Annotated in this window: 22 protein-coding genes; 9 read left to right on the forward strand and 13 right to left on the reverse strand. The window is 72.2% G+C overall.

Going from position 1 to position 26,470, the window contains the following annotated elements; genetic code table 11:
• Positions 1-216 precede the first annotated feature (216 nt).
• The gene (locus ACIQZN_RS18795) at positions 217-1,620 is read left to right on the forward strand and encodes a VWA domain-containing protein (protein ID WP_403994682.1); all 1,404 of its coding nucleotides are present in this window, start codon (positions 217-219) and stop codon (positions 1,618-1,620) included.
• On the opposite strand, the gene ACIQZN_RS18800 is transcribed toward ACIQZN_RS18795, so the two are convergent.
• The 4 genes from ACIQZN_RS18800 to aspS form a co-directional block, all read right to left on the reverse strand.
• A complete protein-coding gene (locus ACIQZN_RS18800; protein WP_403994685.1) occupies positions 1,569-2,765 on the reverse strand; it encodes a sensor histidine kinase in 1,197 nt (398 codons plus the stop codon). The genes ACIQZN_RS18795 and ACIQZN_RS18800 overlap by 52 nt on opposite strands.
• Complete coding sequence (locus ACIQZN_RS18805) at positions 2,762-3,415, reverse strand: response regulator transcription factor (RefSeq protein ID WP_403995112.1); 654 nt, start codon at positions 3,413-3,415, stop codon at positions 2,762-2,764. Before ACIQZN_RS18805 ends, ACIQZN_RS18800 begins: the two co-directional genes overlap by 4 nt.
• 100 nt (positions 3,416-3,515) lie before the next feature.
• A complete protein-coding gene (locus tag ACIQZN_RS18810; protein WP_403994688.1) occupies positions 3,516-4,358 on the reverse strand; it encodes a L,D-transpeptidase family protein in 843 nt (280 codons plus the stop codon).
• Positions 4,359-4,571: 213 nt separating this feature from the next.
• A complete protein-coding gene (gene aspS, locus ACIQZN_RS18815; protein WP_403994691.1) occupies positions 4,572-6,353 on the reverse strand; it encodes an aspartate--tRNA ligase in 1,782 nt (593 codons plus the stop codon).
• A 151-nt stretch (positions 6,354-6,504) separates the two neighbouring features.
• Between aspS and ACIQZN_RS18820 the strand changes: the two genes are divergently transcribed.
• Complete coding sequence (locus ACIQZN_RS18820) at positions 6,505-8,619, forward strand: SpoIIE family protein phosphatase (RefSeq protein WP_403994694.1); 2,115 nt, start codon at positions 6,505-6,507, stop codon at positions 8,617-8,619.
• A gap of 45 nt (positions 8,620-8,664) precedes the next feature.
• Here ACIQZN_RS18820 and ACIQZN_RS18825 read toward each other — a convergent pair whose 3' ends face one another.
• The 3 genes from ACIQZN_RS18825 to ACIQZN_RS18835 form a co-directional block, all read right to left on the reverse strand.
• The gene (locus tag ACIQZN_RS18825) at positions 8,665-9,726 is read right to left on the reverse strand and encodes an AI-2E family transporter (RefSeq protein ID WP_403994697.1); all 1,062 of its coding nucleotides are present in this window, start codon (positions 9,724-9,726) and stop codon (positions 8,665-8,667) included.
• A 95-nt stretch (positions 9,727-9,821) separates the two neighbouring features.
• Positions 9,822-10,778: a pirin family protein gene (locus tag ACIQZN_RS18830; protein ID WP_403994700.1), complete on the reverse strand. Its 957-nt coding sequence runs from the start codon at positions 10,776-10,778 to the stop codon at positions 9,822-9,824.
• A gap of 160 nt (positions 10,779-10,938) precedes the next feature.
• Positions 10,939-11,379, reverse strand: coding sequence for an SseB family protein (locus ACIQZN_RS18835; protein WP_018101996.1), 441 nt, complete (start codon positions 11,377-11,379; stop codon positions 10,939-10,941).
• Between the two features lie 148 nt (positions 11,380-11,527).
• On the opposite strand from ACIQZN_RS18835, the gene ACIQZN_RS18840 reads away from it, so the two are divergent.
• From ACIQZN_RS18840 to ACIQZN_RS18855, 4 genes are all read left to right on the forward strand, one after another.
• On the forward strand, positions 11,528-13,354 hold the full coding sequence (locus tag ACIQZN_RS18840; RefSeq protein WP_403994703.1) for an acyl-CoA dehydrogenase: 1,827 nt from the start codon (positions 11,528-11,530) through the stop codon (positions 13,352-13,354).
• Positions 13,355-13,483: 129 nt separating this feature from the next.
• Positions 13,484-14,782: a M18 family aminopeptidase gene (locus ACIQZN_RS18845; RefSeq protein WP_403994706.1), complete on the forward strand. Its 1,299-nt coding sequence runs from the start codon at positions 13,484-13,486 to the stop codon at positions 14,780-14,782.
• Positions 14,783-14,906: 124 nt separating this feature from the next.
• Positions 14,907-15,125 (forward strand): DUF6458 family protein, encoded by a 219-nt coding sequence (locus tag ACIQZN_RS18850; protein WP_403994709.1) that lies wholly within the window; start codon positions 14,907-14,909, stop codon positions 15,123-15,125.
• Positions 15,126-15,236: 111 nt separating this feature from the next.
• Positions 15,237-18,149, forward strand: coding sequence for a BTAD domain-containing putative transcriptional regulator (locus ACIQZN_RS18855; RefSeq protein ID WP_403994712.1), 2,913 nt, complete (start codon positions 15,237-15,239; stop codon positions 18,147-18,149).
• A 4-nt stretch (positions 18,150-18,153) separates the two neighbouring features.
• Here ACIQZN_RS18855 and ACIQZN_RS18860 read toward each other — a convergent pair whose 3' ends face one another.
• A complete protein-coding gene (locus ACIQZN_RS18860; protein ID WP_403994715.1) occupies positions 18,154-19,959 on the reverse strand; it encodes an NHL domain-containing thioredoxin family protein in 1,806 nt (601 codons plus the stop codon).
• A 64-nt stretch (positions 19,960-20,023) separates the two neighbouring features.
• Here ACIQZN_RS18860 and ACIQZN_RS18865 point away from each other — a divergent pair, with 64 nt between their 5' ends.
• A complete protein-coding gene (locus tag ACIQZN_RS18865; protein WP_403994718.1) occupies positions 20,024-20,515 on the forward strand; it encodes an LURP-one-related/scramblase family protein in 492 nt (163 codons plus the stop codon).
• Between the two features lie 66 nt (positions 20,516-20,581).
• On the opposite strand, the gene ACIQZN_RS18870 is transcribed toward ACIQZN_RS18865, so the two are convergent.
• Positions 20,582-21,376, reverse strand: coding sequence for a carbon-nitrogen family hydrolase (locus ACIQZN_RS18870; RefSeq protein WP_403994719.1), 795 nt, complete (start codon positions 21,374-21,376; stop codon positions 20,582-20,584).
• 179 nt (positions 21,377-21,555) lie between these two features.
• Between ACIQZN_RS18870 and ACIQZN_RS18875 the strand changes: the two genes are divergently transcribed.
• Positions 21,556-22,380, forward strand: a complete 825-nt coding sequence (locus ACIQZN_RS18875; protein ID WP_403994722.1) for a maleylpyruvate isomerase family mycothiol-dependent enzyme — start codon at positions 21,556-21,558, stop codon at positions 22,378-22,380.
• Positions 22,381-22,395: 15 nt separating this feature from the next.
• Here the strand turns inward: ACIQZN_RS18875 and ACIQZN_RS18880 are convergent, their stop codons facing one another.
• From ACIQZN_RS18880 to ACIQZN_RS18895, 4 genes are all read right to left on the reverse strand, one after another.
• The gene (locus ACIQZN_RS18880) at positions 22,396-23,706 is read right to left on the reverse strand and encodes a nitrate/nitrite transporter (protein WP_403994725.1); all 1,311 of its coding nucleotides are present in this window, start codon (positions 23,704-23,706) and stop codon (positions 22,396-22,398) included.
• The gene (locus ACIQZN_RS18885; RefSeq protein WP_403994728.1) at positions 23,703-24,377 is read right to left on the reverse strand and encodes a GntR family transcriptional regulator; all 675 of its coding nucleotides are present in this window, start codon (positions 24,375-24,377) and stop codon (positions 23,703-23,705) included. Before ACIQZN_RS18885 ends, ACIQZN_RS18880 begins: the two co-directional genes overlap by 4 nt.
• A 68-nt stretch (positions 24,378-24,445) precedes the next feature.
• Positions 24,446-24,946 carry a GNAT family N-acetyltransferase gene (locus ACIQZN_RS18890; RefSeq protein ID WP_403994731.1) on the reverse strand — a complete coding sequence of 167 codons (501 nt, stop codon included), beginning with the start codon at positions 24,944-24,946 and terminating at the stop codon, positions 24,446-24,448.
• Between the two features lie 23 nt (positions 24,947-24,969).
• Positions 24,970-25,290, reverse strand: coding sequence for a hypothetical protein (locus tag ACIQZN_RS18895; RefSeq protein ID WP_403994734.1), 321 nt, complete (start codon positions 25,288-25,290; stop codon positions 24,970-24,972).
• 219 nt (positions 25,291-25,509) lie between these two features.
• Here ACIQZN_RS18895 and ACIQZN_RS18900 point away from each other — a divergent pair, with 219 nt between their 5' ends.
• Complete coding sequence (locus ACIQZN_RS18900; protein WP_403994737.1) at positions 25,510-26,448, forward strand: D-alanyl-D-alanine carboxypeptidase family protein; 939 nt, start codon at positions 25,510-25,512, stop codon at positions 26,446-26,448.
• The last annotated feature ends 22 nt before the right edge of the window (positions 26,449-26,470 follow it).

Here is a 26,470-nt window from a genome sequence, read left to right on the forward strand (position 1 = left end):
ACGCCTACGCGGTGCAGGTGAAGTGGGGGCACGGTGAACGCCCGTACAGGGCCTCAGGACTCGGTCCGGGCTCGGTTCGCTCTCGGTTGTCCCACATGCGGGCCGTGCCGTCGAACGGCCTTATCCGGCCGCTAACCTTACGTATCCGCCCTGGCCAGGGATCAATTCCCGCAGTACGGACATTCATCGCACCCAACTCACGCGAAAGGCTCGCCCATGGGCATTCGGAGCTTGCTGCGCAAGGTGTTCGGCCGTGACCGCACGGAGCAGGACGACCCGACGACGGCCACGGTCCCGCCCCAGGGCGCGCACTCGAGTGCCACGGAACCGGAGCCGGACGAGGCACCCGTCAGGATCTCGGTCCCCGCCCCCGCGTCGTCGGACGAGGACACGGAGGCGCCCTCGTCGGGCGCCAAGGCTGCGAACGAGGACGCCAAGGCGTCGGACCTGGTGGCCGCGGCCTTCGACAACCCGGCCACGCCCACGGTCCCGGCCCAGGGCAAGAGCCCGGACGCGGTGGCACCGGAGGCGCCCGAGGCGGAGACCCCGGCGGCGGCCGCCGAGGCGGAGGCCCCCGAGCCGGTCGCGGAGACGGCCGTGCCCGTCGCGGAGCCGGTGGCACCGGAGGCGGTGGCCGAGGCCCCCGCGCCCGTCGCGGAGCCGGAGCCGGTCGCGGAGACCGCCGCCCCCGTAGCGGAGCCGGAAGCCCCGGGCGCCGAGGCACCGGAGCCGGCCGCCGCGCCCATCGCGGCCCCCGAGCCGGTCGTGGCCACGGAGACCCCCGAGCCCGAGCCGGTCATCGCGAGCGAGACCCCGCAGCCGGAGCCGGTGGCCGAGCCGGCCCCCGTCGCGGCCCCCGAGCCGGAGGCCGCCGCCCCCGCGCCGATCGTCATCGACATGGACCCCGAGCCCGAGGCGGCCCCCGCCGCCCCCGCCGCCCCCGGCAAGCCCGCGCTCAGCCTCGCCAAGGTCAAGGCGCGGGCGCCCGAGCTGGCGGGGGCGTACAAGGCGGCGCAGGCCGGACTGAAGGCGCACGGGCTGACCGGGCTGCGCGCCACCGTCTACCTGGTCCTGGACCGCTCCGGCTCCATGCGCCCGTTCTACAAGGACGGCAGCGCCCAGCACCTGGGCGACCGCACGCTCGCGCTCGCCGCGCACCTCGACGAGAGCGCCACCGTGCGCGTCGTGTTCTTCTCGACCGACATCGACGGCACCGGCACGGTGGAGCTGGACGGACACGAGGGCCGGATCGACGCCCTCAACGCGGGCCTCGGCCGACTCGGCCGGACGAACTACCACCGCGCGGTCGAGGAGGTCGTCGCGCACTACGAGGCGTCCGGATCGACCGGCCCGGCGCTGGTGGTCTTCCAGACGGACGGGCCCCCGGACGTCCGGCAGTCCGCCCGCCAGGCGATCGACGCGGCGGCCCGGCTGCCGCTGTTCTTCCAGTTCGTCGCGTTCGGCGAGACGGACGCCAAGGGCTTCGACTTCCTGCGGAAGCTGGACGCCCCGAACACCGGCTTCCTCCACGCGGGCCCCGCCCCCCGCGAGATCCCGGACGCCACGTTCTACCGCGAGCTGCTGGCCGCGCTCCCCGCCTGGGTGGCCACGCGTTCCTGAGACGCCGGCAGGCGTACGGTCACGGCGAGCCCGCCCCCGGGGCCCGGCACCGCCGTGACCGTACCGTCGTGGGCGAGCGCGATGGACCGCACGATCGACAGGCCGAGCCCCGATCCCCGCCCCATCCGGTCCTTGCCCTCGCCCCGCCGGAACGGCTCGAACAGCCCGGGGATGTCCGCCGCTTCCACCACGGGACCCGTGTTGCGGACCTCCAGCAGGACCCCGCCGCCGGCCGGGACCACCGACACGTCGACGCTTCCGCCGGGCACGTTGTACGTCACCGCGTTGGCCAGCAGGTTCGCCACCAACTGGGCCAGCAGCAGCCGGTTCCCGCGCACCGGGCACGGCCGGGTGTCGAGCCGGACGCCCGGATGCCGGACCGCCTCCTCCGCCACCACCCGGGCCAGGTCCACAGGTTCCCGCTCGCTCCTGTCGAGCCCCCGCTCGCTGCGGGCCAGGACGAGCAGCCCGTCGATGAGCCGTTCGCTGCGCCGGTTGTTGTCCAGCAGCGTCTGCCGGGTACGGACCAGGTCCTCCGGCGTCGGATCGTCCAGACCGACCTGGATCGCCGCGCGCTGGGTGGCCAGCGGGGTGCGCAGCTCGTGCGAGGCGTTGGCGATGAACCGCCGCTGGCCGTCGAAGGCCCGCTCCAGCCGGGCCAGCAGTGCGTCGAGCGTGTCACCCAACTCCTTCAGCTCGTCGTCGGGCCCGCTGGACGCGATCCGCTCGTGGAGCGTGTGCGCGGAGAGCTTGCGCGCCTTGGCCGTCATCGCGTGGACGGGCCGCAGGACCCGCCCCGCCGTCCACCAGCCGACGCCCACCGCGCAGGCCGTCATCACCAGCAGCGCGGCGGCGGACCAGATGAGCAGCTGATGGCCGGCCGCGTCGCTGACGTGGTCGGTGAGGTCGTAGACGGTCGGTGGGCCGAGCCGCCGGTGGCTGACGAGCGGACCGTTGACCGCGTAGCCCGGCTGGACCACGACGGCGGTGTCCGCGATGGCCCGCGCCTGCGAGTCCGTACCGGCGCGGGAGGCCAGATTGACCGTGGCCAGCAGGGCCGTGCCGAGGACCAGGAAGACCCCGCCGTAGACGAGGGCGATGCGGGTCCTGATCGTGGAGTGCGGCAGCCGGGCCGGACGCTTCACAGGGCGTACCCCACGCCCTGGACGGTACGGATCACGGCCGGCTCGCCGAGCTTGCCGCGCAGCTTGCTCATGCAGACCCGGACCGCGCCCGTGAAGGGGTCGGCGTTGGCGTCCCAGGCCCTTTCGAGCAGCTCCTCCGCGCTGACCGTCCCGCCGTCCGCCTCAAGCAGCAGCTGGAGCACGGCGAACTCCTTCGGCGACAGGTCCAGATCCCGCCCGTCCCGGGTCGCCGACCGCCGTACGGTGTCGAGCCGGATGCCGTACCGCTCCAGCTGCGGCGGTACGGGGCGGGCGCTGCGCCGCCGCAGGGCGCGTACGCGGGAGACCAGTTCGGGGAACTCGAACGGCTTGCCCAAGTAGTCGTCGGCGCCCAGGTCGAGCCCGGCGACCCGGTCCTCCATGGAGCCGGCGGCCGTCAGCATCAGGATCCTGGTCCGGGAGCCGGAGGCGACGAGCCCGCGCGCCACGTCGTCGCCGTGCACCCGGGGCAGATCGCGGTCCAGGACGACCACGTCGTAGTCGTGCAGCCCCAGGTACGCCTGGGCGGCATCACCGCTGTACACCGTGTCGACGGCGAAGCCGGCCCGCCGCAGCCCGGTGGCGACCAGCTCCGCGAGGATTTCCTCGTCCTCGGCGACCAGTACCCGCATCGTGATGTCCCTCGCCTCGTGCATGCGTGTCCACTCCCTCCCAGGATGCGTCCTTGATACGGGAAGGGAGGTTTCGCAAAGCTCTCCGGCCGGGGGAGGTTCAGCGGCCCAGCGCCTCCGCGTCCCCCATCACGATGACGGGCTCCATGGCCGGATCGAGGGCGCCCAGGAGTTCCTTCATCCGGTCCTCGGTGACCGAGACACAGCCCTGGGTCGGCCCCCCGTGGTCCACGTGCACCCAGATCCCGCCGCCGCGCTCCTCGCCGAGGGGGCGGGCGTGGTCGAGCGGGGAGGTGCCGGGAACGCGGTTGTAGTCGATGGCGACGACGTAGTCGAAGGAGCCCTCCAGCGGCTCCCCGTGGAACCCCTCGCCCGTCACGCGGAAGTCCGGGCTCAGGTCGTACGGGAGGGCCGTGTCCGGGGGCGCGAGGCGGCCGCCCGCCGCGGTCAGCGTGAAGACCCCGACGGGTGAGCGCAGATCGCCCTCCCAGTGCTCGCCGGTCCAGCCGTTGAGGGCGTTGTGGGCGGGCCAGGGGCCCAGCGTGGCCCGCCAGCCCGGCCCGGCGGGCCCGTCCCGGGTGTAGAGGACGGCGGTCGACCGGTTGGAGTCCACCGAGTCCCCGGTCACCACGAACGCCTGCCGGGCCGTGGCCGGGACCGCCGCCCGGGTCTTCGGCCCGAGGCCGGGCAGCTCCGCGGGCTGCGGCGAGGCGGCCGGCGGCGACGGCATGAGCAGCGCCCCTCGCGGCAGGGGCCCGGCGACGGACGCGGCGGCCCCGGGCGGCCCCGGTACGCCGTTGATCCGCGCCTGCTCCGTGCCTCCACCGCTCATCTCCGTACCGGCGAAGCCACCCGCTCCGCAGCCGGCGAGCAGCACGAGCAGGACCAGGGAGCAGACGACGTGCGGCAGGCGCAGGGGAGCACGCGAAGGGGGCACGGGCACGGAGGGCTCCTCAGCAGTGAATGCGCCGGTGTCGGCCCACCCAGTCATTGCCGCCCGCGTGGCCGCCCAATCCGGGGCGGAGCCCATCCGGCCGTAGCCGTTCAGGTGATTCGTGTGCTTAATCGGAACCGCTCGGAGGTGAACCGGCGCCCGTCACGCGAACAGCCCCCGGCCAGTGGCGGCCGAGGGCTGTTTCACGTGAAACGGGCGGAACTACTTCTGCGCGTCCTTCGCCGGCGCGGCCGGCTTGCGGAGCTGGATGTTGAGCTCCCGGAGGCGGGTCTCCTCCAGGACGGTGGGCGCGCCCATCATCAGGTCTTGCGCGTTGCCGTTGAGCGGGAAGGCGATCGTCTCGCGGATGTTCGGCTCGTCGGCGAGCAGCATCACGATGCGGTCGACGCCCGGGGCGATGCCACCGTGCGGCGGGGCGCCGAGGCGGAACGCCTTGAGCATGCCCGCGAACTCGCGCTCCACGGTCTCGCGGTCGTAGCCGGCGATCTCGAACGCCTTGATCATCAGCTCGGGCTCGTGGTTACGGATGGCGCCGGAGGACAGCTCGATGCCGTTGCAGACGATGTCGTACTGCCAGGCGAGGATGTCCAGCGGGTCCTTCTCCTCCAGGTCCTTCAGGCCGCCCTGGGGCATCGAGAAGGGGTTGTGGGAGAAGTCGATCCGGCCGGTCTCCTCGTCCTTCTCGTACATCGGGAAGTCGACGACCCAGCAGAACCGGAAGACGCCCTCCTCGAAGTGGCCGGCCCGCTTGGCGGCCTCGACACGGACGGCCGACATGATCTTGGAGACCTCGTCGAACTCGCCGGCGCCGAAGAAGACGGCGTGGCCCGGGACGAGCGAGAGGCGCTCGGTGAGCGTCTTGATGTCGCTCTCGGTGAGGAACTTGGCGATCGGTCCCGCCAGCGTGCCGTCCTCGCCGACGCGGACCCAGGCGAGGCCCTTGGCGCCCTGCTGCACGGCGTAGTCGCCGAGGCCGTCGAAGAACTTACGGGACTGGCCCGCCGTGTCCGGCACCGGAAGGGCGCGGACGTGCTTGCCGGCGAACGCCTTGAACTCCGAGTCCGCGAAGACGTCGGAGATGTCGACCAGCTCCAGCTTGGCGCGCAGGTCCGGCTTGTCGTTGCCGTACTTCAGCATCGACTCGCGGAACGGGATGCGCGGGAACGGCGAGGTGACGTGGCGGCCGTTGCCGAACTCCTCGAAGAGCTCGGTCATGAGCTTCTCGATCGGCCGGAAGACGTCCTCCTGCTCCACGAAGGACATCTCGACGTCGAGCTGGTAGAACTCGCCGGGCGAGCGGTCGGCGCGGGCGTCCTCGTCGCGGAAGCAGGGCGCGATCTGGAAGTAGCGGTCGAAGCCGGAGATCATCAGCAGCTGCTTGAACTGCTGCGGGGCCTGCGGCAGCGCGTAGAACTTGCCGGGATTCAGCCGGGACGGGACGACGAAGTCACGGGCGCCCTCGGGGGAGGTCGCGGTGAGGATCGGCGTCGCCATCTCGTTGAAGCCGAGGGCGACCATCTTGGAGCGGATCGAGGCGATCACGGCGGAGCGCAGCATGATGTTGCGGTGCATGCGCTCGCGGCGCAGGTCCAGGAAGCGGTACTCCAGGCGCCGCTCCTCGTTCACGCCGTCCTCGGCGTTGATCGTGAAGGGCAGCGGGCCGGCCTCGCCCAGCACCTCGACCTCGGAGACCTCGATCTCGATCTCGCCGGTCGGCAGGTCCGGGTTGACGTTGTCGGCGCCGCGCGCGGAGACCTTGCCGTCGATCCGGACGACGGTCTCCTTGGTGAGCTTCGCCAGGGCCTCGTTGCCCGGGGTGCCGGGGCGGGCGACGAGCTGCACGAGACCGTAGTGGTCGCGCAGATCGATGAAGAGGATGCCGCCCAGGTCTCGGCGATTGTGCAGCCAGCCGCTCAGCCGGACGTCGGTGCCGACGTCAGAGGCGCGGAGCTCGCCGCAGGTGTGGGACCTGTACCGATGCATCGTCGTTCATCCAGTCTTCGCGGTTGGGGGAAATTCAGCCCTCCCAGGCTACCGCCCGCGACCGGAGCGTTTCATTGTCATTGTCCGCGCCAAGATCGTCCGTGCGCCGGCACCCGTGCCCTCGCCGCGCATGCCGGTTTAAAGTGGGGCAATGCGCACCGAGGATGTGCTGGCCGCGACCGCGACCGGGCTGTGGCGCTGGGACAACGGAGCCGGGACGGTCACGCTCGACGCGGAGGCCGCCCGCCTGCTTGAGCTGCCCGCCGAGCCCGGCGTCTTCCGCGAATCGGAGGTCCGCTCCCGCTTCCACCCCGTCGACTGGAACGAGATCGCCGGGGTGATCGGCCTTGCCGTGGCCGAGGGCACCCTCGCCGAGGCCCGGCTGCGCATCGTGGACGGCAGCGGCCGGGTCCTGCGCATCGTGCGCAGCCGCTCCAAGCCGGTCCCGGCCGGCGAGGACCGCGAGGACTACGTGCTCATCGGCACGCTCCAGGAGGTCGCCGAGCCCCCGCCGGGCGCCGCGGGCACGCACACCGCCATCACCGGCGACTGGCGGCGCTCCCGCGAGGCGTTCCTGCTGGACGCGGGGCGGGCCCTGGCGGAGGCCGGGTCCACCACGGAGGTGCTGCGGGTCGCCTACTCGCTCTCCATGCCCGGGTTCTCGCCGGACGGCCTGGCGGTCTTCGGCGTCGAGGGCGAGCGGCTGACGGTCGTCGGGCAGCACGGGCACTCCCTCAGCGACGAGGGCCCCTTCACCGACATGCCGCTGGACACGGACTACCCGGCCACCGAGGTCGTCCGGACGGGCCGCGCGATCTATCTGCCGACGCCGGAGGAGTACCGGGCCCGCTACCCCGCCATCTGGCCGCTGGCCCGGCGGTTCGGGCGCCGCTCCTGGGCCTTCCTGCCGCTGATCGTGTCCGGGCGCACGATGGGGACCTGGATGGCCGGCTTCCGGCACCCGGTGGCGTTCTCGCCGGACGAGCGGTCGGTGCTGACGACCGTGGCCCGGATGCTCGCCCAGGCGCTGGCCCGGGCGGGCGCGGCGGACACCGAGCGGGAGCTGTCGCTGGGCCTTCAGCGCACGATGATGCCCTCGCTCGGCCCGGGCATCCCGGGGATGACCGTGGCGGCGCGCTATGTGCCGACCGGCGGCGGCCTCCAGGTCGGCGGCGACTGGTACGACCTGATCCCGCTGCCCAGCGGCCGCATCGCCCTCGTGATCGGCGACGTCCAGGGCCATGACGTGCGGGCGGCGGGCCTCATGGGCCAGCTCCGGATCGCGCTGCGCGCGTACGCCTCCGAGGGGCACCGCCCCGACGCCGTGCTGGCGCGCGCCTCGCGCTTCCTCTCCGGCCTCACCGACCCGGACGAGGACGACGACTCCACGGCCGCCCGCTTCGCGACGTGCCTGTACGCGGAGGCGGACCCGGAGACCGGTGTGCTGGACATCGCACGGGCCGGCCACCCGGACCCGGTGGTGATGACCGCCGACGGCACCGCCGTCATCCGGCGGACCGAGGGCGGGCTGCCGCTGGGCGTCGAGGCGGACGCGGACTATCCGACGACCCGGGTCGTGCTGGAGGCCGGGGAGACGATCATGCTCTGCACCGACGGGCTGATCGAGACGGGCGGCCACGACCTGGCCACCGGCTGGGTCCGGCTCCGGCCGATCCTGGAGCGGCACACCGGCGACCTGGAGAAGCTGGCGGACGCGCTGGTGCAGGCGGTGCACGGGCCGGGCTCGCACTACACGACCGGGCCGCTCGCGGACCGGCGCGAGGACGACGTGGCGGTGCTGCTGCTGCGGCGCGAGGGCTCCCTCACCTCCCCGCCCGCGCCCCGGCGGACCGCGCTCTCCATCGCCCAGGCCGAACCGGAGCGGATCTCCACGGCCCGGCAGCTGCTGCGGGAGCTGCTGCACGACTGGACGGACGCGGACCAGGTCGACGCGGCGGTGCTGCTGCTCTCCGAGGTCGCCACGAACGTCCTGGTGCACACGGACGGGGACGCGCTGATGGTCGCCCAGGCCACCGGGACGCCGGGGGAGCGCTGTCTGCGGGTGGACGTGTCCGACGGCAGCGACGAGCTGCCGCACAAACGGCGGCCCGGCGAGATGGCCTCCAGCGGCCGGGGCCTGGTGCTGATGGAGATGCTCGCGCACAAGTGGGGGGTCGACCCGCAGGGCGCGGGCAAGTCGATCTGGTTCGAGCTGAACGAGGCCGAACACCCGGAACCGGCCTTCCCGGACCTGGATCTGGACTAGGGCCTGTCCGGCGGATCTTCGCGGGCCCGCGACGCCTGACAGGCTCTAGGAGCCCTCCTCCGGCGCGACGCGCCCGCCCTTGCGGAGTTCGCCGATGATGCCGAAGGCCGCCGCGCAGAGCGGCACCGCGAGCAGCATCCCGAGGATGCCCGCGACGCTCGCGCCCGCCGTGAGGGCGATGAGGATCATCGCGGGGTGCATCTGGACCGTACGGCTCTGGATCATCGGCTGAAGGATGTGGCCCTCCAGCACCTGGACGGCGAGGACCACGCCGAGCGCCCAGAGCGCGATCGCGAACCCCCGGTCCGCGAGGGCCACCAGCACGGCGACGGCCCCGGAGATGAACGCCCCGAGGTACGGGATGTAGGCGCCGACGAGCACCAGCGCGCCGAGCCCCACCGCGCCCGGCACCCGCAGGATCAGCAGCCCGACCGTGATGCAGACGGCGTCGATGAGGGCGATGAGCGTCGTCCCGCGCATGAAGCCCTCGACGGCCTCGAAGGCCCGCCGGCCCATCGCCTCGACCATGTCGCCGGTGCCCCGCGGGGCGATGCTGTGGGCGAGGTCGGCGGCGCGGTCCGCGTCGCGCAGGAAGAAGAAGGTCAGCAGCAGGGCCAGGACGCTGGTCGCGACGAGGGAGCCGAGGACGCTGATGCCGGTGAGGAGCCCGCCCGCGGCGGTCGCGCCGAACTTCTCGACCAGCTTGCGGCCGCTGGCCTCCAGGTCGTTCACGTCGATGTCGTCCGCGACCTGGAAGTGGTCGACCACCCACTGCCCGGCGTCCTTCAGCGACTGGACGATCTGGTCTCCGGTCTCGACCAGCGCGGCGACGACGATATAGCCGGCGCCGCCGACCACGGCGAGCAGCACCGCGCAGGTGACCGCGGCGGCCAGCGAACGGTTCACCCCGTGGGTGGTCATCCGGCGGTGGACGGGGCCGAGCAGCGCCGTACCGAGCAGGGCGAGCAGCACGGGGGTGACGGCGGTCTTGAGGATGACGCACAGCCAGACGGCGACGGCGGCGACACCGGTGACCAGCAGGACGACACCGCACCAGGCGGCGGTCCGGCGGGCGCCGTCGGGCAGGAGTGGCTTCGGGGTCTGCACCCTGCCAGCCGATCACGGCCCGGCAGCGGTGTCCCGCCCGCGCCGCCGTACGAGTGACGGAGCGTCACACACCGGCGGCGGGGGCGGAGGGCGGGTCACATGCCGTGGACGGCGGGCACGGTGCCGAGGCGGCCGGCCTGGAAGTCCTCGAAAGCCTGCTTCAGTTCGGCCTGGCTGTTCATCACGAACGGCCCGTAGTGCGCCATCGGCTCGCGGATGGGACGGCCGCCGAGCAGGACGACCTCCAGGTCCGGGGTGTGCCCGTCCTGCTTCTCGTCGGCGCGCACGGTCAGCGAGGAGCCGGCGCCGAAGACGGCGGTCTGGCCCATGTGGACCGGGCGGCGCTCCGCACCGACGGTGCCGCGCCCGGCGAGCACGTACGCGAGGCCGTTGAAGTCCTCGCGCCAGGGCAGCGTCACCTCGGCCCCGGGGCGCACGGTGGCGTGGATCATCGTGATCGGGGTGTGGGTGATGCCGGGACCCTCGTGGCCGTCCAGCTCGCCGGCGATCACGCGGAGCAGCGCGCCGCCGTCCGGGGATGCGAGCAGTTGGACCTGGCCGCCTCGGATGTCCTGGTAGCGCGGGGCCATCATCTTGTCGGCCTTCGGCAGGTTCACCCAGAGCTGGAGGCCGTGGAAGAGGCCGCCGGACATGACCAGGGACTCCGGCGGCGCCTCGATGTGGAGGAGCCCGGACCCGGCGGTCATCCACTGGGTGTCACCGTTGCCGATGGTGCCGCCGCCACCGTTGGAGTCCTGGTGGATGAAGCTGCCGTCGATCAGATAGGTCACGGTCTCGAAGCCGCGGTGCGGGTGCCAGGGCGTGCCCTTCGGCTCGCCCGCCGCGTACTCCACCTCACCCATCTGGTCCATCATGATGAACGGGTCGAGGTACTTGTAGTTGATCCCCGCGAAGGCGCGGCGGACCGGGAAGCCCTCGCCCTCGAAGCCGCTCGGCGCCGTGGTCACGGCGAGCACGGGACGGGCCGCGGCGTCGCCGGAAGCGGCCACCTTGGGCAGGGTCAGCGGATTCTCGACGGTCACTGCGGGCATGGGAGCCACCTCCGGGGGACGGTACTGCCATCAATTTAGTTGAATGGTGAACATCCTGCAAGGCGCTCTCCATTCCCGCACGGCCCCGGACAGCGGAGAGGGGCCCGTACCGACGGCGGTACGGGCCCCTTCCAGAAGCGTGGGGGCAGCGGGCGGCGGATCAGCCGTACATGCGGCGCATCGCGAAGTCGACCATCTGCTCGACGGCCTTGGCGTCGAAGACCATCCGGTGCTCGCCCTCCATGTCCAGGACGAAGCCGTAGCCGGTGGGCAGCAGGTCGATCACCTCGGCGCCGGTGATCACGAAGTACTTCGAGTCCTTGCCCGCGTACCGCCGCAGCTCCTTGAGCGTGGTGAACATCGGGATCACCGGCTGCTGGGTGTTGTGCAGCGCGAGGAAGCCCGGATTGTCGCCGCGCGGGCAGTAGACCTTCGAGGTCGCGAAGACCTGCTGGAAGTCCTCGGCGGCCAGCGAGCCGGTCGTGAAGGCCCGTACCGCGTCACCCAACGACGGCGGCGAGGGTTCGGGGTACAGCGGCTGCTCGCCGTAGCCGCCCCCCATCGGCTGCTGCGCGCCCTGGTTCTGGTCGTAGCCGTACATGGGACAAAGAGTAATCGGCCACATCCGGGGCTCAGGGGGTTGCGTCTTATTACTGACGGGTAGCATCATCGTAGAGGTCACCTGATAGGTCCGGGCCACCCCTCCACGGGGCGCTGCGCGCCACTGCTATTGATTACGGAGCCTTCCCATGGGGCACTACAAGTCGAATCTCCGCGACATCGAGTTCAACCTCTTCGAGGTCCTCGGGCGCGACAAGCTGTACGGCACCGGACCGTTCACGGAGATGGACGTCGACACCGCGAAGAGCATCCTTGAGGAGGTCGCCCGCCTCGCCGAGAACGAGCTCGCCGACTCCTACGCGGACGCCGACCGCAACCCGCCGGTCTTCGACCCGGAGACCAACACCGCGCCGGTCCCCGACACGTTCAAGAAGTCGTACCAGGCGTTCATGGACTCCGAGTACTGGCGCCTGGGCCTGCCGGAGGAGATCGGCGGCACCACCTCGCCCCGCTCCCTGATCTGGGGTTACGCGGAGCTGCTGCTCGGCTCCAACCCGGCCGTCTGGATGTACTCCTCCGGCCCGGCGTTCGCCGGCATCCTCTTCGACGAGGGCAACGAGGCGCAGAAGAAGGTCGCCGAGATCGCCGTCGAGAAGCAGTGGGGCTCGACGATGGTGCTGACCGAGCCGGACGCCGGCTCCGACGTCGGCGCCGGCCGCACCAAGGCCGTCGAGCAGGAGGACGGCTCCTGGCACATCGAGGGCGTGAAGCGCTTCATCACCTCGGGCGAGCACGACATGTCGGAGAACATCCTCCACTACGTGCTGGCGCGCCCCGAGGGCGCGGGCCCGGGCACCAAGGGCCTCTCCCTCTTCCTGGTCCCGAAGTACCACTTCGACTGGACCACCGGCGAGCTGGGCGAGCGCAACGGCGTGTACGCGACGAACGTCGAGCACAAGATGGGCCTCAAGGCGTCCAACACCTGCGAGATGACGTTCGGCGACCGCCACCCCGCCAAGGGCTGGCTCATCGGCGACAAGCACGACGGCATCCGCCAGATGTTCCGCATCATCGAGTTCGCCCGCATGATGGTCGGCACGAAGGCCATCGCCACGCTCTCCACGGGCTACCTGAACGCGCTGGAGTACGCCAAGGAGCGCGTCCAGGGCACCGACCTGTCGCAGTTCATGGACAAGGCCGCGCCGAAGGTCACCATCACGCACCACCCCGACGTGCGCCGCTCGCTGATGACGCAGAAGGCGTACGCGGAGGGCATGCGCGCCCTCGTCCTCTACACCGCCTCCGTCCAGGACGCGATCCAGGAGAAGGAGGCCGCGGGCGAGGACGCCAAGGCGCTGCACGGCCTCAACGACCTGCTCCTCCCGATCGTCAAGGGCTACGGCTCCGAGAAGTCGTACGAGCAGCTGGCGCAGTCGCTCCAGACATTCGGCGGCTCCGGGTACCTCCAGGAGTACCCGGTCGAGCAGTACATCCGCGACGCCAAGATCGACACCCTGTACGAGGGCACCACGGCCATCCAGGGCCAGGACTTCTTCTTCCGGAAGATCGTCCGCGACCAGGGCGCCTCGCTCAACGCGCTCTCCGAGGAGATCAAGAAGTTCCTCGCGGGCGCCCAGGACCACGAGGAGCTGTCCGGCGCGCTGGACAGCCTCGCGAAGGCCGCGGTGGACCTGGAGGCGATCGTCGGCACGATGATCACCGACCTCACCGCGACCGGCGAGGACGTCAAGAACATCTACAAGGTGGGGCTCAACACCACCCGGCTGCTGCTGGCCTCCGGCGATGTCGTCGTCGGCTACCTGCTGCTCAAGGGCGCGGCCGTGGCCGCCGAGAAGCTGCCGACGGCCTCCGCGAAGGACGTCCCCTTCTACCAGGGCAAGATCGCCGCCGCGAAGTTCTTCGCCGCGAACGTCCTGCCGGGCGTCGGCGCCGAGCGCGCGCTCGCCGAGTCCATCGACAACTCCCTGATGGAGCTGGACGAGGCGGCCTTCTAGAAGCCGCACAGCACGTCTGCCGGCCGCCGCCCCCGGGATTTCCTCCGGGGGCGGCGGCCGCATGATGGGCGCGGTGGGCCGGGGGGCGGCAGGGAATCCTTTCGGCCACGTCTGGCTACAGTGAAGAACATGAGCTCCTCCCTCCGCTTCGACCGCGGTCACACCGACGATCTGATGGCCTTCCTGATGGCCTCGCCCTCCCCGTACCACGCCGTGGCCACCGCCGCCGCCCGGCTGGAGAAGGCCGGTTTCCGGCAGGTGGAGGAGACCTCGGCCTGGGACGGGACCACCGGCGGCAAGTACGTCCTGCGCGGTGGCGCGATCGTCGCCTGGTACGTGCCGGAGGGCGCCGGGGCGCACACCCCGTTCCGGATCGCCGGGGCGCACACCGACTCACCGAACCTGCGGGTCAAGCCGCTGCCGGACACCGGTGCGTACGGTTGGCGCCAGATCGCCGTGGAGGTCTACGGCGGCACCCTGCTCAACACCTGGCTGGACCGCGACCTCGGTCTCGCCGGCCGGATCTCGCTGCGCGACGGCACGGACCGGCTGGTGTCCATCGACCGGCCGCTGCTGCGCGTACCGCAGCTCGCCGTGCACCTGGACCGGTCGGCCAACACCGACGGGCTCAAGCTGGACCGGCAGAAGCACATGCAGCCGATCTGGGGGCTCGGGGACGTCGAGGAGGGCGACCTCATCCGGTTCGTCGCCGAGGAGGCGGGCGTCGACGCCGAGGACATCACCGGCTGGGACCTGATGCCGCACCCCGTCGAGCCGCCCGCCTACCTGGGCCGCGACCGCGAGCTGCTGGCCGGGCCGCGCATGGACAACCTGCTCTCGGTGCACGCGGCGACCGCCGCCCTCGCCGCCGTCGCCGGACAGCCCGACTCCGAGCTGCCGTACATCCCGGTGATGGCCGCCTTCGACCACGAGGAGAACGGCTCGCAGTCGGACACCGGCGCGGACGGGCCGCTGCTCGGCACGGTCCTGGAGCGCTCGGTCTTCGCCCGGGGCGGCGGTTACGAGGACCGCGCCCGCGCCTTCGCCGGCACGGTCTGCCTCTCCTCCGACACCGGCCACGCGATCCACCCGAACTACGCGGAGCGCCACGACCCCACGCACCACCCGGTCGTCAACGGCGGACCGATCCTCAAGGTCAACGTCAACATGCGGTACGCCACCGACGGCAGCGGCCGGTCCGTGTTCGCCGCGGCCTGCGAGAGGGCGGGCGTGCCGTGGCAGACGTTCGTCTCCAACAACGCGATGCCCTGCGGCACGACGATCGGCCCGATCACCGCCGCCCGGCACGGCATCAAGACCGTCGACATCGGCGTCGCCATCCTGTCCATGCACAGCGCCCGTGAGCTGTGCGGCGCGGACGACCCGTACCTCCTCGCGAACGCGCTGGCGGCCTTCCTGGCCGGCTGACGGCCCGGGCTCCCGGGCGCGGGCGGGAGGCTCCCAACCTCCCGCCCGCGCATGCTCGTTGCCTGGCCGGGTACGCGCTCCGTACACGGCCCGGAGGTCCCGGGCCGCCTGGGAGGCGGAACTCATGGGACTCGGCGGATGCATTCTCCTCATCGGCGCGGGAGCGATCCTCGCCTTCGCGACCGACTGGCAGCTGGACAGCGTCAACGTCGACCTGGTCGGCTGGATCATGATGATCGTCGGCATCATCGGCGTCTTCGTCTACGCGAGCGTCATCCGGCGGCGCCGAATGGTCGTGCCGCCCACCACGACGGTCGTCTCGGACGACGAACGGCACCTGTGACCGGGGGCGATCCGGCCACACCCCCGGAACACCACGGCGGAATCCCCGATATTCTGGGCGCTTGTCCGTGACCCGGAACCGGGCGCGTCAGACGCCGAAGGGGAGCCGCTCGTGGAGTTCCGGCTGCTCGGCACCGTCTGCGTCGACACGCTGACCGGGCCGCTGCCCCTCGGCCCCGCCAAGCGCCGCAGCCTGCTCGCGGCCCTGCTGCTGCACGCCAACACCCCCGTGTCCATGGCACGGCTGACCGACTGCCTCTGGGACGAGGAGCCTCCGCTCCACGCCCGCACGGTCATCCAGGGCCATGTCTCCCGGCTGCGCGCCCTGCTGGTCGGCGCGGACGCGCAGGCGTACGGGGTCGAGCTGGCGACGCTCGGCGACGCGTATGTGCTCCGGGCGCCCGAAACCCTGCTGGACTCCCAGCGGTTCGAGGAACTGCTGATGCTGGCCCGCGAGCAGCGGGGCCCCGCCGACACGGTGCTGATGCTGAAGGAGGCCCTGTCGCTCTGGCAGGGCCCCGCCCTCACGGGCAGCTACGCGAGCGCCCCGCTCCAGGCGGCCGCCCACGCACTGGAGGAGTCCCGCCTCTCGACGGTCGAGCAGCTGGCCCGCGCGTACGGGGAGCTGGGCGAACACCACCGCGCGGCGGCGGTCCTGCGCGCGGAGGCCGTCGCCCATCCCCTGCGCGAATCCCTGGCGGCGGCCCTGATGACCGCCCTCCACCGCTCGGGCCGCCAGTCCGAGGCGCTTGACTGCTTCCACCGCACCCGCCGCCTGCTCGCGGACGAACTGGGCATCGACCCGGGCCGCGAACTGGCGGACGCGTATGCGCGCGTCCTGCGCGGGGAGGGTGGGCCCGGCGGGGCCGACGCTCCCGGGCACGCCGTGGGGGCCGGGGGCCCGGGCGGGGCGTCCGGCGGGCCGCAACCGGCCGACGGGACCGAGACCTCGCAGGCCGGTCGCCCGCCGCATGGCGGGACCGGCGGGTCCGCCGCACCGCGGGCCGGTTCGCCGGTGGTCGCCGACGCGGCCGCCTACGGCAGGCCCGGCGGGGTGCAGGCCGTCGTGCCGGTGCATGGGCCGCCCTCCCCGTACACCGCCGCGGGCGTACCCGCCGATCTGCTGCCGCGCGCGCCGCGCGGGTTCCACGGGCGGGGGCCGGAGCTGACCGCGCTGTCGCGGGCCGCGGCCGGGGAGGCGCCCGTCTGCCTGGTCACCGGGCCGGCCGGGGTCGGGAAGACCGCGCTGGCGCTGCACTGGGCGCGCCGGTCCCCCGCCGCCTTCCCGGACGGCCGGCTCTTCGCGGATCTGCGCGGGTTCGGGGAGACCGCCGAGCCGACCCCGCTCGAAGTGCTGCGGGAGTTCCTGCTCGCGCTCGGCGTCGCGCCCCGCCGGGTGCCGGAGTCCACATCAGGCGCGGCGGCGCTGTTCCGCTCGCTCACCGACCGGCTCAGCCTCCTCGTCGTGCTGGACAACGCCCGCGACTCCGCGCAGGTCAGGCCGCTGCTGCCGGGCGGTGCGGACTGCGTCACGCTGGTCACCAGCCGGCACCGGCTCGACGGTCTCATCGCCTCGGACGCGGCCGTCCCGGTCCCGGTGGACATACTCGAACCGACGGACGGCACCGCGCTGCTGGCCGGGGTCCTCGGCGAGGAACGGGTCCTCGCGGAACCGGTCGCGGCCCGGCGGCTCGCCGAACTCTGCGGCGGACTCCCCCTCGCGCTGCGGGTCACGGCGGCCCGGCTGGCGGGCCGCCCGCAGTGGACGCTGGCCGCCATGGCCGACGAACTCGCCGACGAGCGCAGCCGGCTGTCCTATCTGGACGTGGAGGACACCGGCGTCTCCGCCGCCCTGCGGCTCACTGTGCAGCAGCTGCCGCCGGACGCCGTCCACCACCTCGCCCGGCTCGGCCACCACCCCGGCAGCCACTTCGACCCGTACACCGCCGCCGCTCTCGCCGGCAGCGACCCGGTCACCGCCGGGGCGGCGCTGGAACGGCTGGCCGCCGCCCATCTGGTCACGGAGGCGGGCCCCGGACGCTGGATACTCCACGACCTGGTGCGGCTGTACGCGCGAGGGCTCGACCCGGCGGCGGCGCCGAACGCGCTCATCGGGGTGCTGGACCACTACATCGCGACCGCGCTCGCCGCTGCCGACACGGCGGAACCGGGCGGCGAGCCCTGCTTCGTGCTGCCCGACGGATTCCGCGCGCCCACCGCGACCCGGGACTTCACGGACCGGGCGGAGGCGATGAGCTGGCTGGCCGCCGAACGCGAGGACCTGACCCTGGCGGCCGCCGCCGCCCGGGCCGCCGGGCTGGACGACCGGGCGTGGCGGATCATCCTGCTCCAGTGGCCGCACATGGTCTGGCGGGTCCGGGACGGCTGGGTCCCGATGCTGGAACTCGCCCTGGCGGCGGCCGTCGCCCGCGAGGACCCGTACGCCGAGTCCCGGGTCCGCAATCTGCTCGGCTGGGTTCTGACGGAGGAGGGCAGGACCGGTGAGGCGGTCGCCACGCTGGAGCCCTCGCCCGGTCTCGCCCGGCAGGCGGGGGACCGGCTCGGCGAGGCGACGGCGCTCATCAACCTGGCCATCGTCCAGGCCGAGCGGGGCGGCCTGGACGTGGCGATGGAGGGCTGCGAACGGGCCCTCGAACTGGCCAGGAAGGAGCCCGACGCGCACACCGAGATGCTCGCGCTCCAGCACCTGGCCCGGATGCAGCTCACGGCGGGCCGCCCGCGGGACGCCCTGGACTCCGCCCGGACCGCCTTCGACCTGGGCCCCGAGCACGAGGAGGCGGCCCGCCGGGTGCTGCTGCTGTCCGTCAGCGGTGAGGCCCGCCTGGCCCTGGGCGCGGAGGCGGAGGGCATCCGGCTCCTGGACGAGGCCGCCGCGGAGGCGGAGCGCGCCGGCTACGACGAGGGCGCGGTCCGGGCCCTGGAGACGCTGCTCCGGGTGACGGCGAGCCCGGACCACGTACGCCGCCACACCGAGGCGACCCGCCGCCTCACGTCGGACGGCTGAGCCGCTACGCGTCCATCCCCGCGAGGACCAGCGGCAGCCGGGCCGCGCCGTCCTCCGTGACGCGGACCGGGACGCCCCAGTCCTGCTGGTGGACGTGGCAGGCCGGGTACTCGTTGGCCGGGTCGTCGTCGCAGGACGCGGCCATCGCGGAGACGTGCAGGACGCCCTCGGTGACGCCGTCCGCGAGGACGAGGTCGCGGAAGAGGTCGGTGCCGGCGCCCTCTCCCTCGGCCAGCAGCCCGGGCGGGGTGGAGGAGACCAGCAGTCGCGTCGAGGGACCGTACCGGGTGTCCAGCTTCTGCCCGGCGGGCGCCTGGAAGACGACATCGAGCCGGAGCGCGCCGGGGGCGACCTCGGTGGCGGCCCGCTGGGTGCGGTGCGCCTGCTCGGCGACGCGTACCGCCTCCTCGGGAAGCCGCAGCCGGGTCAGCCGGTGCCGGGCGGACTCCACGACGACGAGGTCCCCGTCCACCAGCACGGCGTCGCTGGGCTCCCGCAGGTCCGTGGCCACGGTGGTGACCTCACCGCTCGCCGGGTCGTACCGGCGCAGGGCGTGGTTGTACGTGTCGCAGACCGCGACGGACCCGTCGGGCAGGGCGGTCACGCCGAGGGGGTGCTGGAGCAGGGCCTGCCCGGCGGCGCCGTCCCGGTGGCCGAAGTCGAAGAGGCCGGTGCCCACGGCGGTGTGCACGGCGCCTTCGCGGTCGACCCAGCGCAGCGCGGACGTCTCCGCGTCGGCGACCCACAGCCGGTCCTCGGTCGCCGCGAGCCCGGACGGCTGCGCGAACCACGCCTCCGCGCCGGGCCCGTCGACCAGGCCCTCGTTGGTGGTCCCGGCGGCGACCCGTACGGTGCCGTACTCGGGGTCGTACGTCCACAGCTGGTGCACCCCGGCCATGGCGATCCAGAGCCGACCGTCGAACCAGGCGACGTCCCACGGCGAGGAGAGGTCCACCTCGCGGGCCGGGCCGCTGGTGGGCACCCCCTGCCACCACTGGCGGCCGGTGCCGGCCAGGGTGGTCGTCTCCCCGGTCGTGAGGTCGAGCGCGCGGATGGCGTGGTTGACGGTGTCCGCGACCGCGATCCGCCCGTCGGGCAGCAGGGCGAGCCCCTGCGGTTCGCTGAAGCGGACCCGGTCGGGCCCGCCGTCCGTGAACCCGCGCTCGCCCGCCCCGAAGTGCCGGCGCACGGTCTCGCCGTCCGGGTCCAGCTCGACCAGGCGGTGCCGGGTGGTGTCGGAGACCAGGAGGCCGCCGTCCGCGAGGAGCAGCGCCTTGCCGGGGAACCGCAGATGCGTGGCGACCGGCTCCGGAGCCACGTACGGCCCGTCGCCGCGTCGCAGGGTGCCCTTCGCCGCGTGCTCCGCCTCCAGCTCCTCGACCAGCTTCTCAATGGCGTGGGCGTGGCCCTCACCGGCGTGCTGGGCGACGACATAGCCCTCGGGGTCGATGACGACGAGCGTGGGCCAGGCACGTACGGCGTACTGCTTCCAGGTGGCCAGCTCGGGGTCGTCGAGGACCGGGTGGTGGACCTCGTACCGCTCGACCGCGTCCACGACGGCCTGGTGCTCCGCCTCGTGGACGAATTTCGGCGAGTGCACCCCGATGATCACGACGGTGTCGCGGTGCTTCTCCTCCAGCTCGCGCAGCTCGTCGAGAACATGCAGGCAGTTCACACAGCAGAAGGTCCAGAAGTCGAGGATGACGATGCGTCCTCGCAGGTCAGCGAGGGTGTACTGCCGGTCGCCTGTATTGAGCCAGCCGCCCTTGCCGATGAGTTCGGGGGCCCTGACGCGTGCACGTGTTGCCATAGGACAAGTCAACATCACCGTGGCGTTCCCGCATTCCACAGGTGGCTCGGGGAACCTGTGAGCCATGAGACTTCTCGTGCGTGAGCGCCTTTTCAGCATCGGTGACGACTACTGGATCGAGGACGCGGACGGCCGCAAGGTCTTCCTGGTCGACGGCAAGGCCATGCGGGTGCGCGACACCTTCGAGCTGAAGGACGCGCAGGGCCGGATCGTCGTGGAGATCCGCCAGAAGCTCCTGAGTATCCGCGACACGATGCTGATCGAGCGGGACGGCGAACAGCTCGCCAAGGTCAAGAAGAAGCATCTGTCGCTGCTCCGCAACCACTACCGCGTGACCCTCGCGGACGGCACCGAGCTGGACGTCAGCGGGAAGATCCTGGACCGCGAGTTCGCGATCGACTACGACGGCGAGCTGCTGGCCCAGATCTCCCGCCGCTGGCTGTCCATCCGGGACACGTACGGCATCGACATCGTGCGGGACGACGCCGACGCGTCGCTGCTGATCGCGGTGGCGGTGTGTGTGATCGTGCTCGCGGAGAAGGACCACGACGACTGATCGCGCCCACTGCGCGAAGGGCCCCTTGTTTCACGTGAAACCGTGAGACGAGGGGCCCTTCGCGCTTCAGATCTTCGGTGCGGCCAGTCCCAGCCGCCGGTCCTTGAGGGCCGGGAACTGCTCCCGGGTCGCCGCGACCTTGGCCGTGTCCAGCTCCACGGTCAGCACCTCCTCGTCCGCGCCCGCCTCCGCGAGCACCTCGCCCCAGGGGTCGACGGCGATGCTGTGCCCGGCCTGCTGAATGCCCGCGTGGGTGCCGGCGGAGCCGACCGCGAGGACGTACGACTGGTTCTCGACGGCGCGGGCCTGCGCGAGCAGCGTCCAGTGGGCGCGGCGGCGCTCCGGCCAGCCGGCCGCGACGACCAGGGTTTCGGCGCCGGCGTCGACCAGGCCCCGGAACAGCTCCGGGAAGCGGAGGTCGTAGCAGGTGGCGAGGCCGAGCGTGGTCCCCGGAAGGGGGACGGTGACCAGGTCCTCGCCGGCGCCCATCATGACCGCCTCCCCCTGGTCGAAGCCGAAGCGGTGGATCTTGCGGTAGGCGGCGGCCCGCTCGCCCTCGGGGGAGAAGACGAGCGTGGTGTTGTAGAGGGTGCCGTCCCCGGCCCGTTCCACGAAGGAGCCGGCGTGCAGCCAGACCCCGGCCTCGGCGGCGGCCTTGGCCATCACCTCGTGCGTCGGTCCCGTCAGCGGCTCCGCCTCGTCCTCGAAGGCCGTGTAGGCGAAGGCGCCGACCGGCCACAGTTCGGGCAGGACCACCAGATCCGCGCCCCGCTGCGAGGCCACCAGCGAGGCGGCGCGTTCCCTGCGGGAGTCGACGGGTTCGTCCGGGTCTACTGCGATCTGGATGAGGGAGGCGCGCACACTACCACCGTCCTGGCATTCGAGCCGTCAAGACCGGCCTACGATCGTCACACGAAAGCACTGCCGGGGTGCCTGCTCGCAGCGTAACTTAGCCACCGAACCTCATTGCTGCCCGCAGCCAGCAGCCCGACCGTCCGCGCCCAGTCGCCCATGCACCGCAGAACCGCACGAGGGGTCCCGTGACCGTCCATCCCAGCCTCCAGACCTACGCCGACGCCTGGACCCACTCCATCGAGTCGATAGCCGAGCTGGTGAGCCCGCTCGCCGAGGGGGAGTGGAACGGCCGCACACCCTGCCCCAACTGGTCCGTGCGCGACATCGTGTCGCACATCATCGGTATGGAGTGCGAACAGCTCGGCGACCCGCGTCCGATCCACACCCTGCCGCGCGACCTGTTCCATGTGCAGAGCGAGTTCGCCCGCTACATGGAGATGCAGGTCGACGTCAGGCGTCACCACACCGCGCCGGAGATGACCTCCGAGCTGGAGTACACGGTCATCCGCCGCTCCCGGCAGCTGCGGAACGAGACGCGGGACCCGGAGACCATGGTGCGGGCGCCGCTGGGCAAGGAGCAGACCCTGGAGACGGCGCTGCGGATGCGCGCCTTCGACGTCTGGGTGCACGAGCAGGACCTGCGGACGGCCCTGGGCAGGCCCGGCAACCTGGACTCCCCCGGCGCCCTGGTCGCCCGCGACATCCTGCTGCTGGGGCTGCCGAAGGTGGTGGCCAAGAGCGCGGGCGCGCCGGCCGACTCCGCCGTGGTGCTGGACGTCCACGGACCGCTGGAGTTCATGCGCACCGTACGGGTCGACGCCGAGGGACGCGGTTCGCTGGACGTCGCCCCGTCGCTCGGGCCCGCCGCGACGCTGTCCATGGACTGGGAGACGTACGTACGGCTGGCCTGCGGCCGGGTGCGGCCCGCCGCCGTGGCGGACCGGATCAAGACCGAGGGCGACCAGGAGCTGGCCGACGCCATCCTCCAGCACTTCGCCGTCACCCCGTAAGGCGTCTCGGCCGGGTCACACCGGCACGTGCACCGCTTCCACCCGGCTGATCACGTGGTGGTCGCGCTCGCGGCGCGCCGCCCTCGCGCGCAGCCGCAGGATCTGCGCGACGCCCAGCGCCTCCAGGACGAAGACCGACGAGAACGCCACCCGGTAATCGTCACCGGTCGCGTCCAGCAGCACGCCGACCGCGAACAGCGTGGTCATCGAGGCGACGAAGCCGCCCATGTTGACGATGCCGGACGCGGTGCCCTGGCGCTCCGGCGGGTTGGCCGGGCGGGCGAAGTCGAAGCCGATCATCGAGGCCGGCCCGCACGCCCCGAGCACCACGCACAGGACGACCAGCAGCCACATCGGCGCATGGTCCCCGGGGTGGAAGATCGTCACCGCCCACAGCGCGGCCGTCGTGCCGACCGTGCCGAGGGCGAGCGGGACGCGGGCCGCGTGGTGACGGGCGATCACCTGCCCGTAGACGAGCCCCAGCGTCATGTTCGAGAGCACCACCAGGGTCAGCAGCTCACCGGCGGTCCCCCGGCCGAGCCCCTGGTCCTCGACCAGGAACGGCATGCCCCACAGCAGCAGGAACACCATGGCCGGGAACTGCGTGGTGAAGTGCACCCACATCCCGAGCCGGGTCCCGGGCTCCCGCCAGGAGGCGGCGATCTGCTTGCGTACGTACGTCCCGCCGGCGTGCTGCGCGGGCGGCGGCTCGTACCCCTCGGGGTGGTCCTTGAGGAAGAGCAGGAGCAGCACCAGCACCACGACCCCGGCCAGCGAGCTGCCGACGAAGGTGGTCGTCCAGCCGAGGCCGTGCAGGGAGCGGGCGATGACCAGCGTGGAGATCAGGTTGCCCGCCATCCCGAAGAGGGCGGCGACCTGGCCGATCAGCGGTCCGCGCCGGGCCGGGAACCAGCGCGTCCCCAGCCGGAGCACGCTGATGAACGTCATCGCGTCGCCGCAGCCCAGCAGCGCGCGGGAGGCGAGCGCGGTGCCGTACGAGGGGGAGAGCGCGAAGCCGAGCTGGCCGAGGGTGAACAGGACGGCCCCGAGGGTCAGGACCCGCTTGGTGCCGAGCCGGTCGACCATCAGGCCGACGGGTATCTGCATGCCCGCGTACACGAGCAGCTGGAGGATGGAGAAGGTGGAGAGCGCCGAGGCGTTGACGTCGAACCGGTCGGCGGCGTCGAGTCCGGCGACGCCGAGGCTGGTCCGGAAGATGATGGCGACGAAGTAGACGGCGACGCCGATGCCCCAGATCCTGACGGCACGCCGGCCGCCGGGCGGGTCACCGGGCAGGGGCAGGGTGGGCGCGGCGGCGGAACTCACCGGTCCTCACCCCGGACCAGCACCTTGACCCGGCCGACGTGGCGGCGCACGACGTGGGCGGCGCCCTCCGCGTCACCGGACCTGATCGCCTCCAGCAGCTCGCCGTGCTCCGCGATGTTGGCGGCGATCCTGTCCGGGTGGGCCTCCATGACGGCGACGCCCATCCGCAGCTGGCGGTCGCGCAGCTGGTCGTAGAGGCGGGACAGGATCTCGTTGCCCGCGTGGCGGACGATCTCGGCGTGGAAGCAGCGGTCCTTCACGGAGACGGTGGCCAGGTCGCCGGCGTCGGAGTAGTGCCGCTGCTCCTCCAGGAGCGCTTCCAGCCGGCTGATCAGCTGCGGGGACGCGGGCACCGCCTTGCGGGCGGCGAACTCCTCGACCAGCAGCCGGGTCTCCACCACGTCCGCGATCTCCTGGGCGGAGACGGCGAGCACCAAGGCGCCCTTCTTCGGGTAGAGCTTGATCAGCCCCTCGACCTCCAGGCGCAGCAGCGCCTCGCGCACCGGCGTGCGCGAGACCCCCACGGCCTCGGCGAGGTCGCCCTCGGTGAGCAGGGTGCCGCCCTCGTAGCGGCGGTCCAGGACGGCGTCCTTGACGTGCGTGTAGACGCGCTCGGCGGCCGGGGGCCGCTTCGCGGGCGGGGTCACGGGTGCGGGTGCGGGGGCAGGCATGGACACAGCATAGATACAACATGCACGCAAGCACCGTCCGGTCCACGATGTGGGCGACAGCGAAGGCCCTAGCGCCCGACGGACAGCAGCAGCGTCGTGCTGCCGTCCTCCTCGGTGATGTCCCTGACGTGCTGGAGCCCCACCTTTCGCAGGGCCGCCAGCGAGGCCGTGTTCGGCTCGGCCACGGTCGCGTACACCTGGTCCAGGTCCAGCACCTCGAAGCCGTACGCGACGATCGTCCGCGCCAGTTCGGTGCCGAGGCCCTGGCCCCACGCGTCGGGGGCGAGGGCGTAGATCAGTTCGTGGCCTTCGACGACCTTCGACGGCTTGATCTCCGCGTGGCCGACTATCAGGCCGTCCAGGCGTACGGCCCAGACATCGAAGGCCCCGGGCTCGTACACATGCGTGAAGATGCGGGTGAACAGGGCGCGGTAGCTTCCCTCGGGCTCAGGGCCGTCGCCCATGTAGCGGGAGACCCGCTCGTCCAGGAAGAGGCCGACGAAGTCGTCCTCGTCGGCGGGCACATACGGTTCGAGGACCAGGCGCTCACTGCGCAGGGAAGGGGTCATGCCGGGGGACGCTATCCCAGCGGCTACGCGGACGTCCCGTCGTTTTCCACCAGCCGCAGCGTCGGGCGCTGGGGCGCGAACTCGCCGAGGCCGAGGGCCGCCTCGCGCCAGTGCGCGGCCAGTTCGAGCAGGCGCTCCTCGTCCTGGCGGTAGTCCGGCTCCGGCACGTCGGGCACGGTCCGCCACAGGATCGTCGCGGCGAAGCGGACCGCGTGCAGCGCGGCCGTCGTATGCGCCTCGACCCCGTCCTCGCCCAGCTGCCGCAGCGCCTCCAGGCGCTCGGCGAGGGCCACGAGCTCGCCGTAAGCCCTGACGGACTCCTGCGCACGCACGACATCGTCCACGACTGCCTCCGGCCTCTGGGGCGCTCGGATGTGACGCCGATGGTAGCCCCTGGCCACCGCGCGCCAGCGCCTCGTGGACGCCGCGGGCCGCCCCGGCGCCCCCGGATATCGCAAAAAATCACCCATGCGTGGGCCCAACCACGCGGGGCAGTCGTTCGTCTTATCAGCGCGGCGGCACCCTCATGTGGCCGCCTTTCAGGGGCATTTGGAGTGTTCACTGTGAAACTCGGCATTAAGGGCATAAGGCGCGGTTCGGCGACCGTGACGGTGGCCCTCACCACGGGCGCCCTGATCGCGGGCGGTGCGTTCGCCTCCACGGCACAGGCCGCCGCTCCCAAGGCGCCCTACTTCGCCAAGGCACGGGCCGCCGCGCCCAAGGCGCCCTCGATCGTCGCCAAGGGCGGCTTCGTGATGAACAACGGCACCGGAAGCACGCTGTTCACCAAGGCCGCGGACACCCGCCGCTCCACCGGCTCGACGACGAAGATCATGACCGCGCGCGTGGTGCTGGCCCAGAAGGGCCTGAACCTGGACTCCAAGGTCACGATCCAGAAGGCGTACAGCGACTACATCGTCTCCAAGGGCGCGTCCTCGGCGCGGCTGATCGTGGGCGACAAGGTCACCGTGCGCCAGCTGCTGTACGGCCTCATGCTGCCGTCGGGCTGCGACGCCGCGTACGCGCTGGCGGACAAGTTCGGCTCCGGTTCGACGCGCGCGGCGCGGGTGAAGTCGTTCATCGGCAAGATGAACAGCACCGCCAAGACGCTCGGCCTGAAGAACACGCACTTCGACTCGTTCGACGGCATAGGGAACGGGTCCAACTACTCGACCCCGCGCGACCTGACGAAGCTCGCGAGCAGCGCGATGAAGTACTCCACGTTCCGCTCGGTCGTGAAGACGAAGTCGACCAAGCAGAAGGTCACGACGAAGAGCGGCGGCTACCGCTACATGTCGTGGACCAACACGAACAAGCTGCTGGGCACGTACAGCGGCGCGATCGGCGTGAAGACGGGCTCCGGTCCGGCCTCCAAGTACTGCCTGGTCTTCGCCGCGACCCGCAGCGGCAAGACGGTGATCGGCACGGTGCTGACCTCGACGTCGGAGGCGACCCGCACGTCGGACGCGAAGAAGCTGATGGACTACGGCTTCAAGAAGTAAGCCGTTTGTACGGAGCTGGGCC

This window comes from Streptomyces sp. NPDC097595 (genome assembly GCF_044761525.1).
GTDB lineage: Bacteria > Actinomycetota > Actinomycetes > Streptomycetales > Streptomycetaceae > Streptomyces > Streptomyces drozdowiczii_A.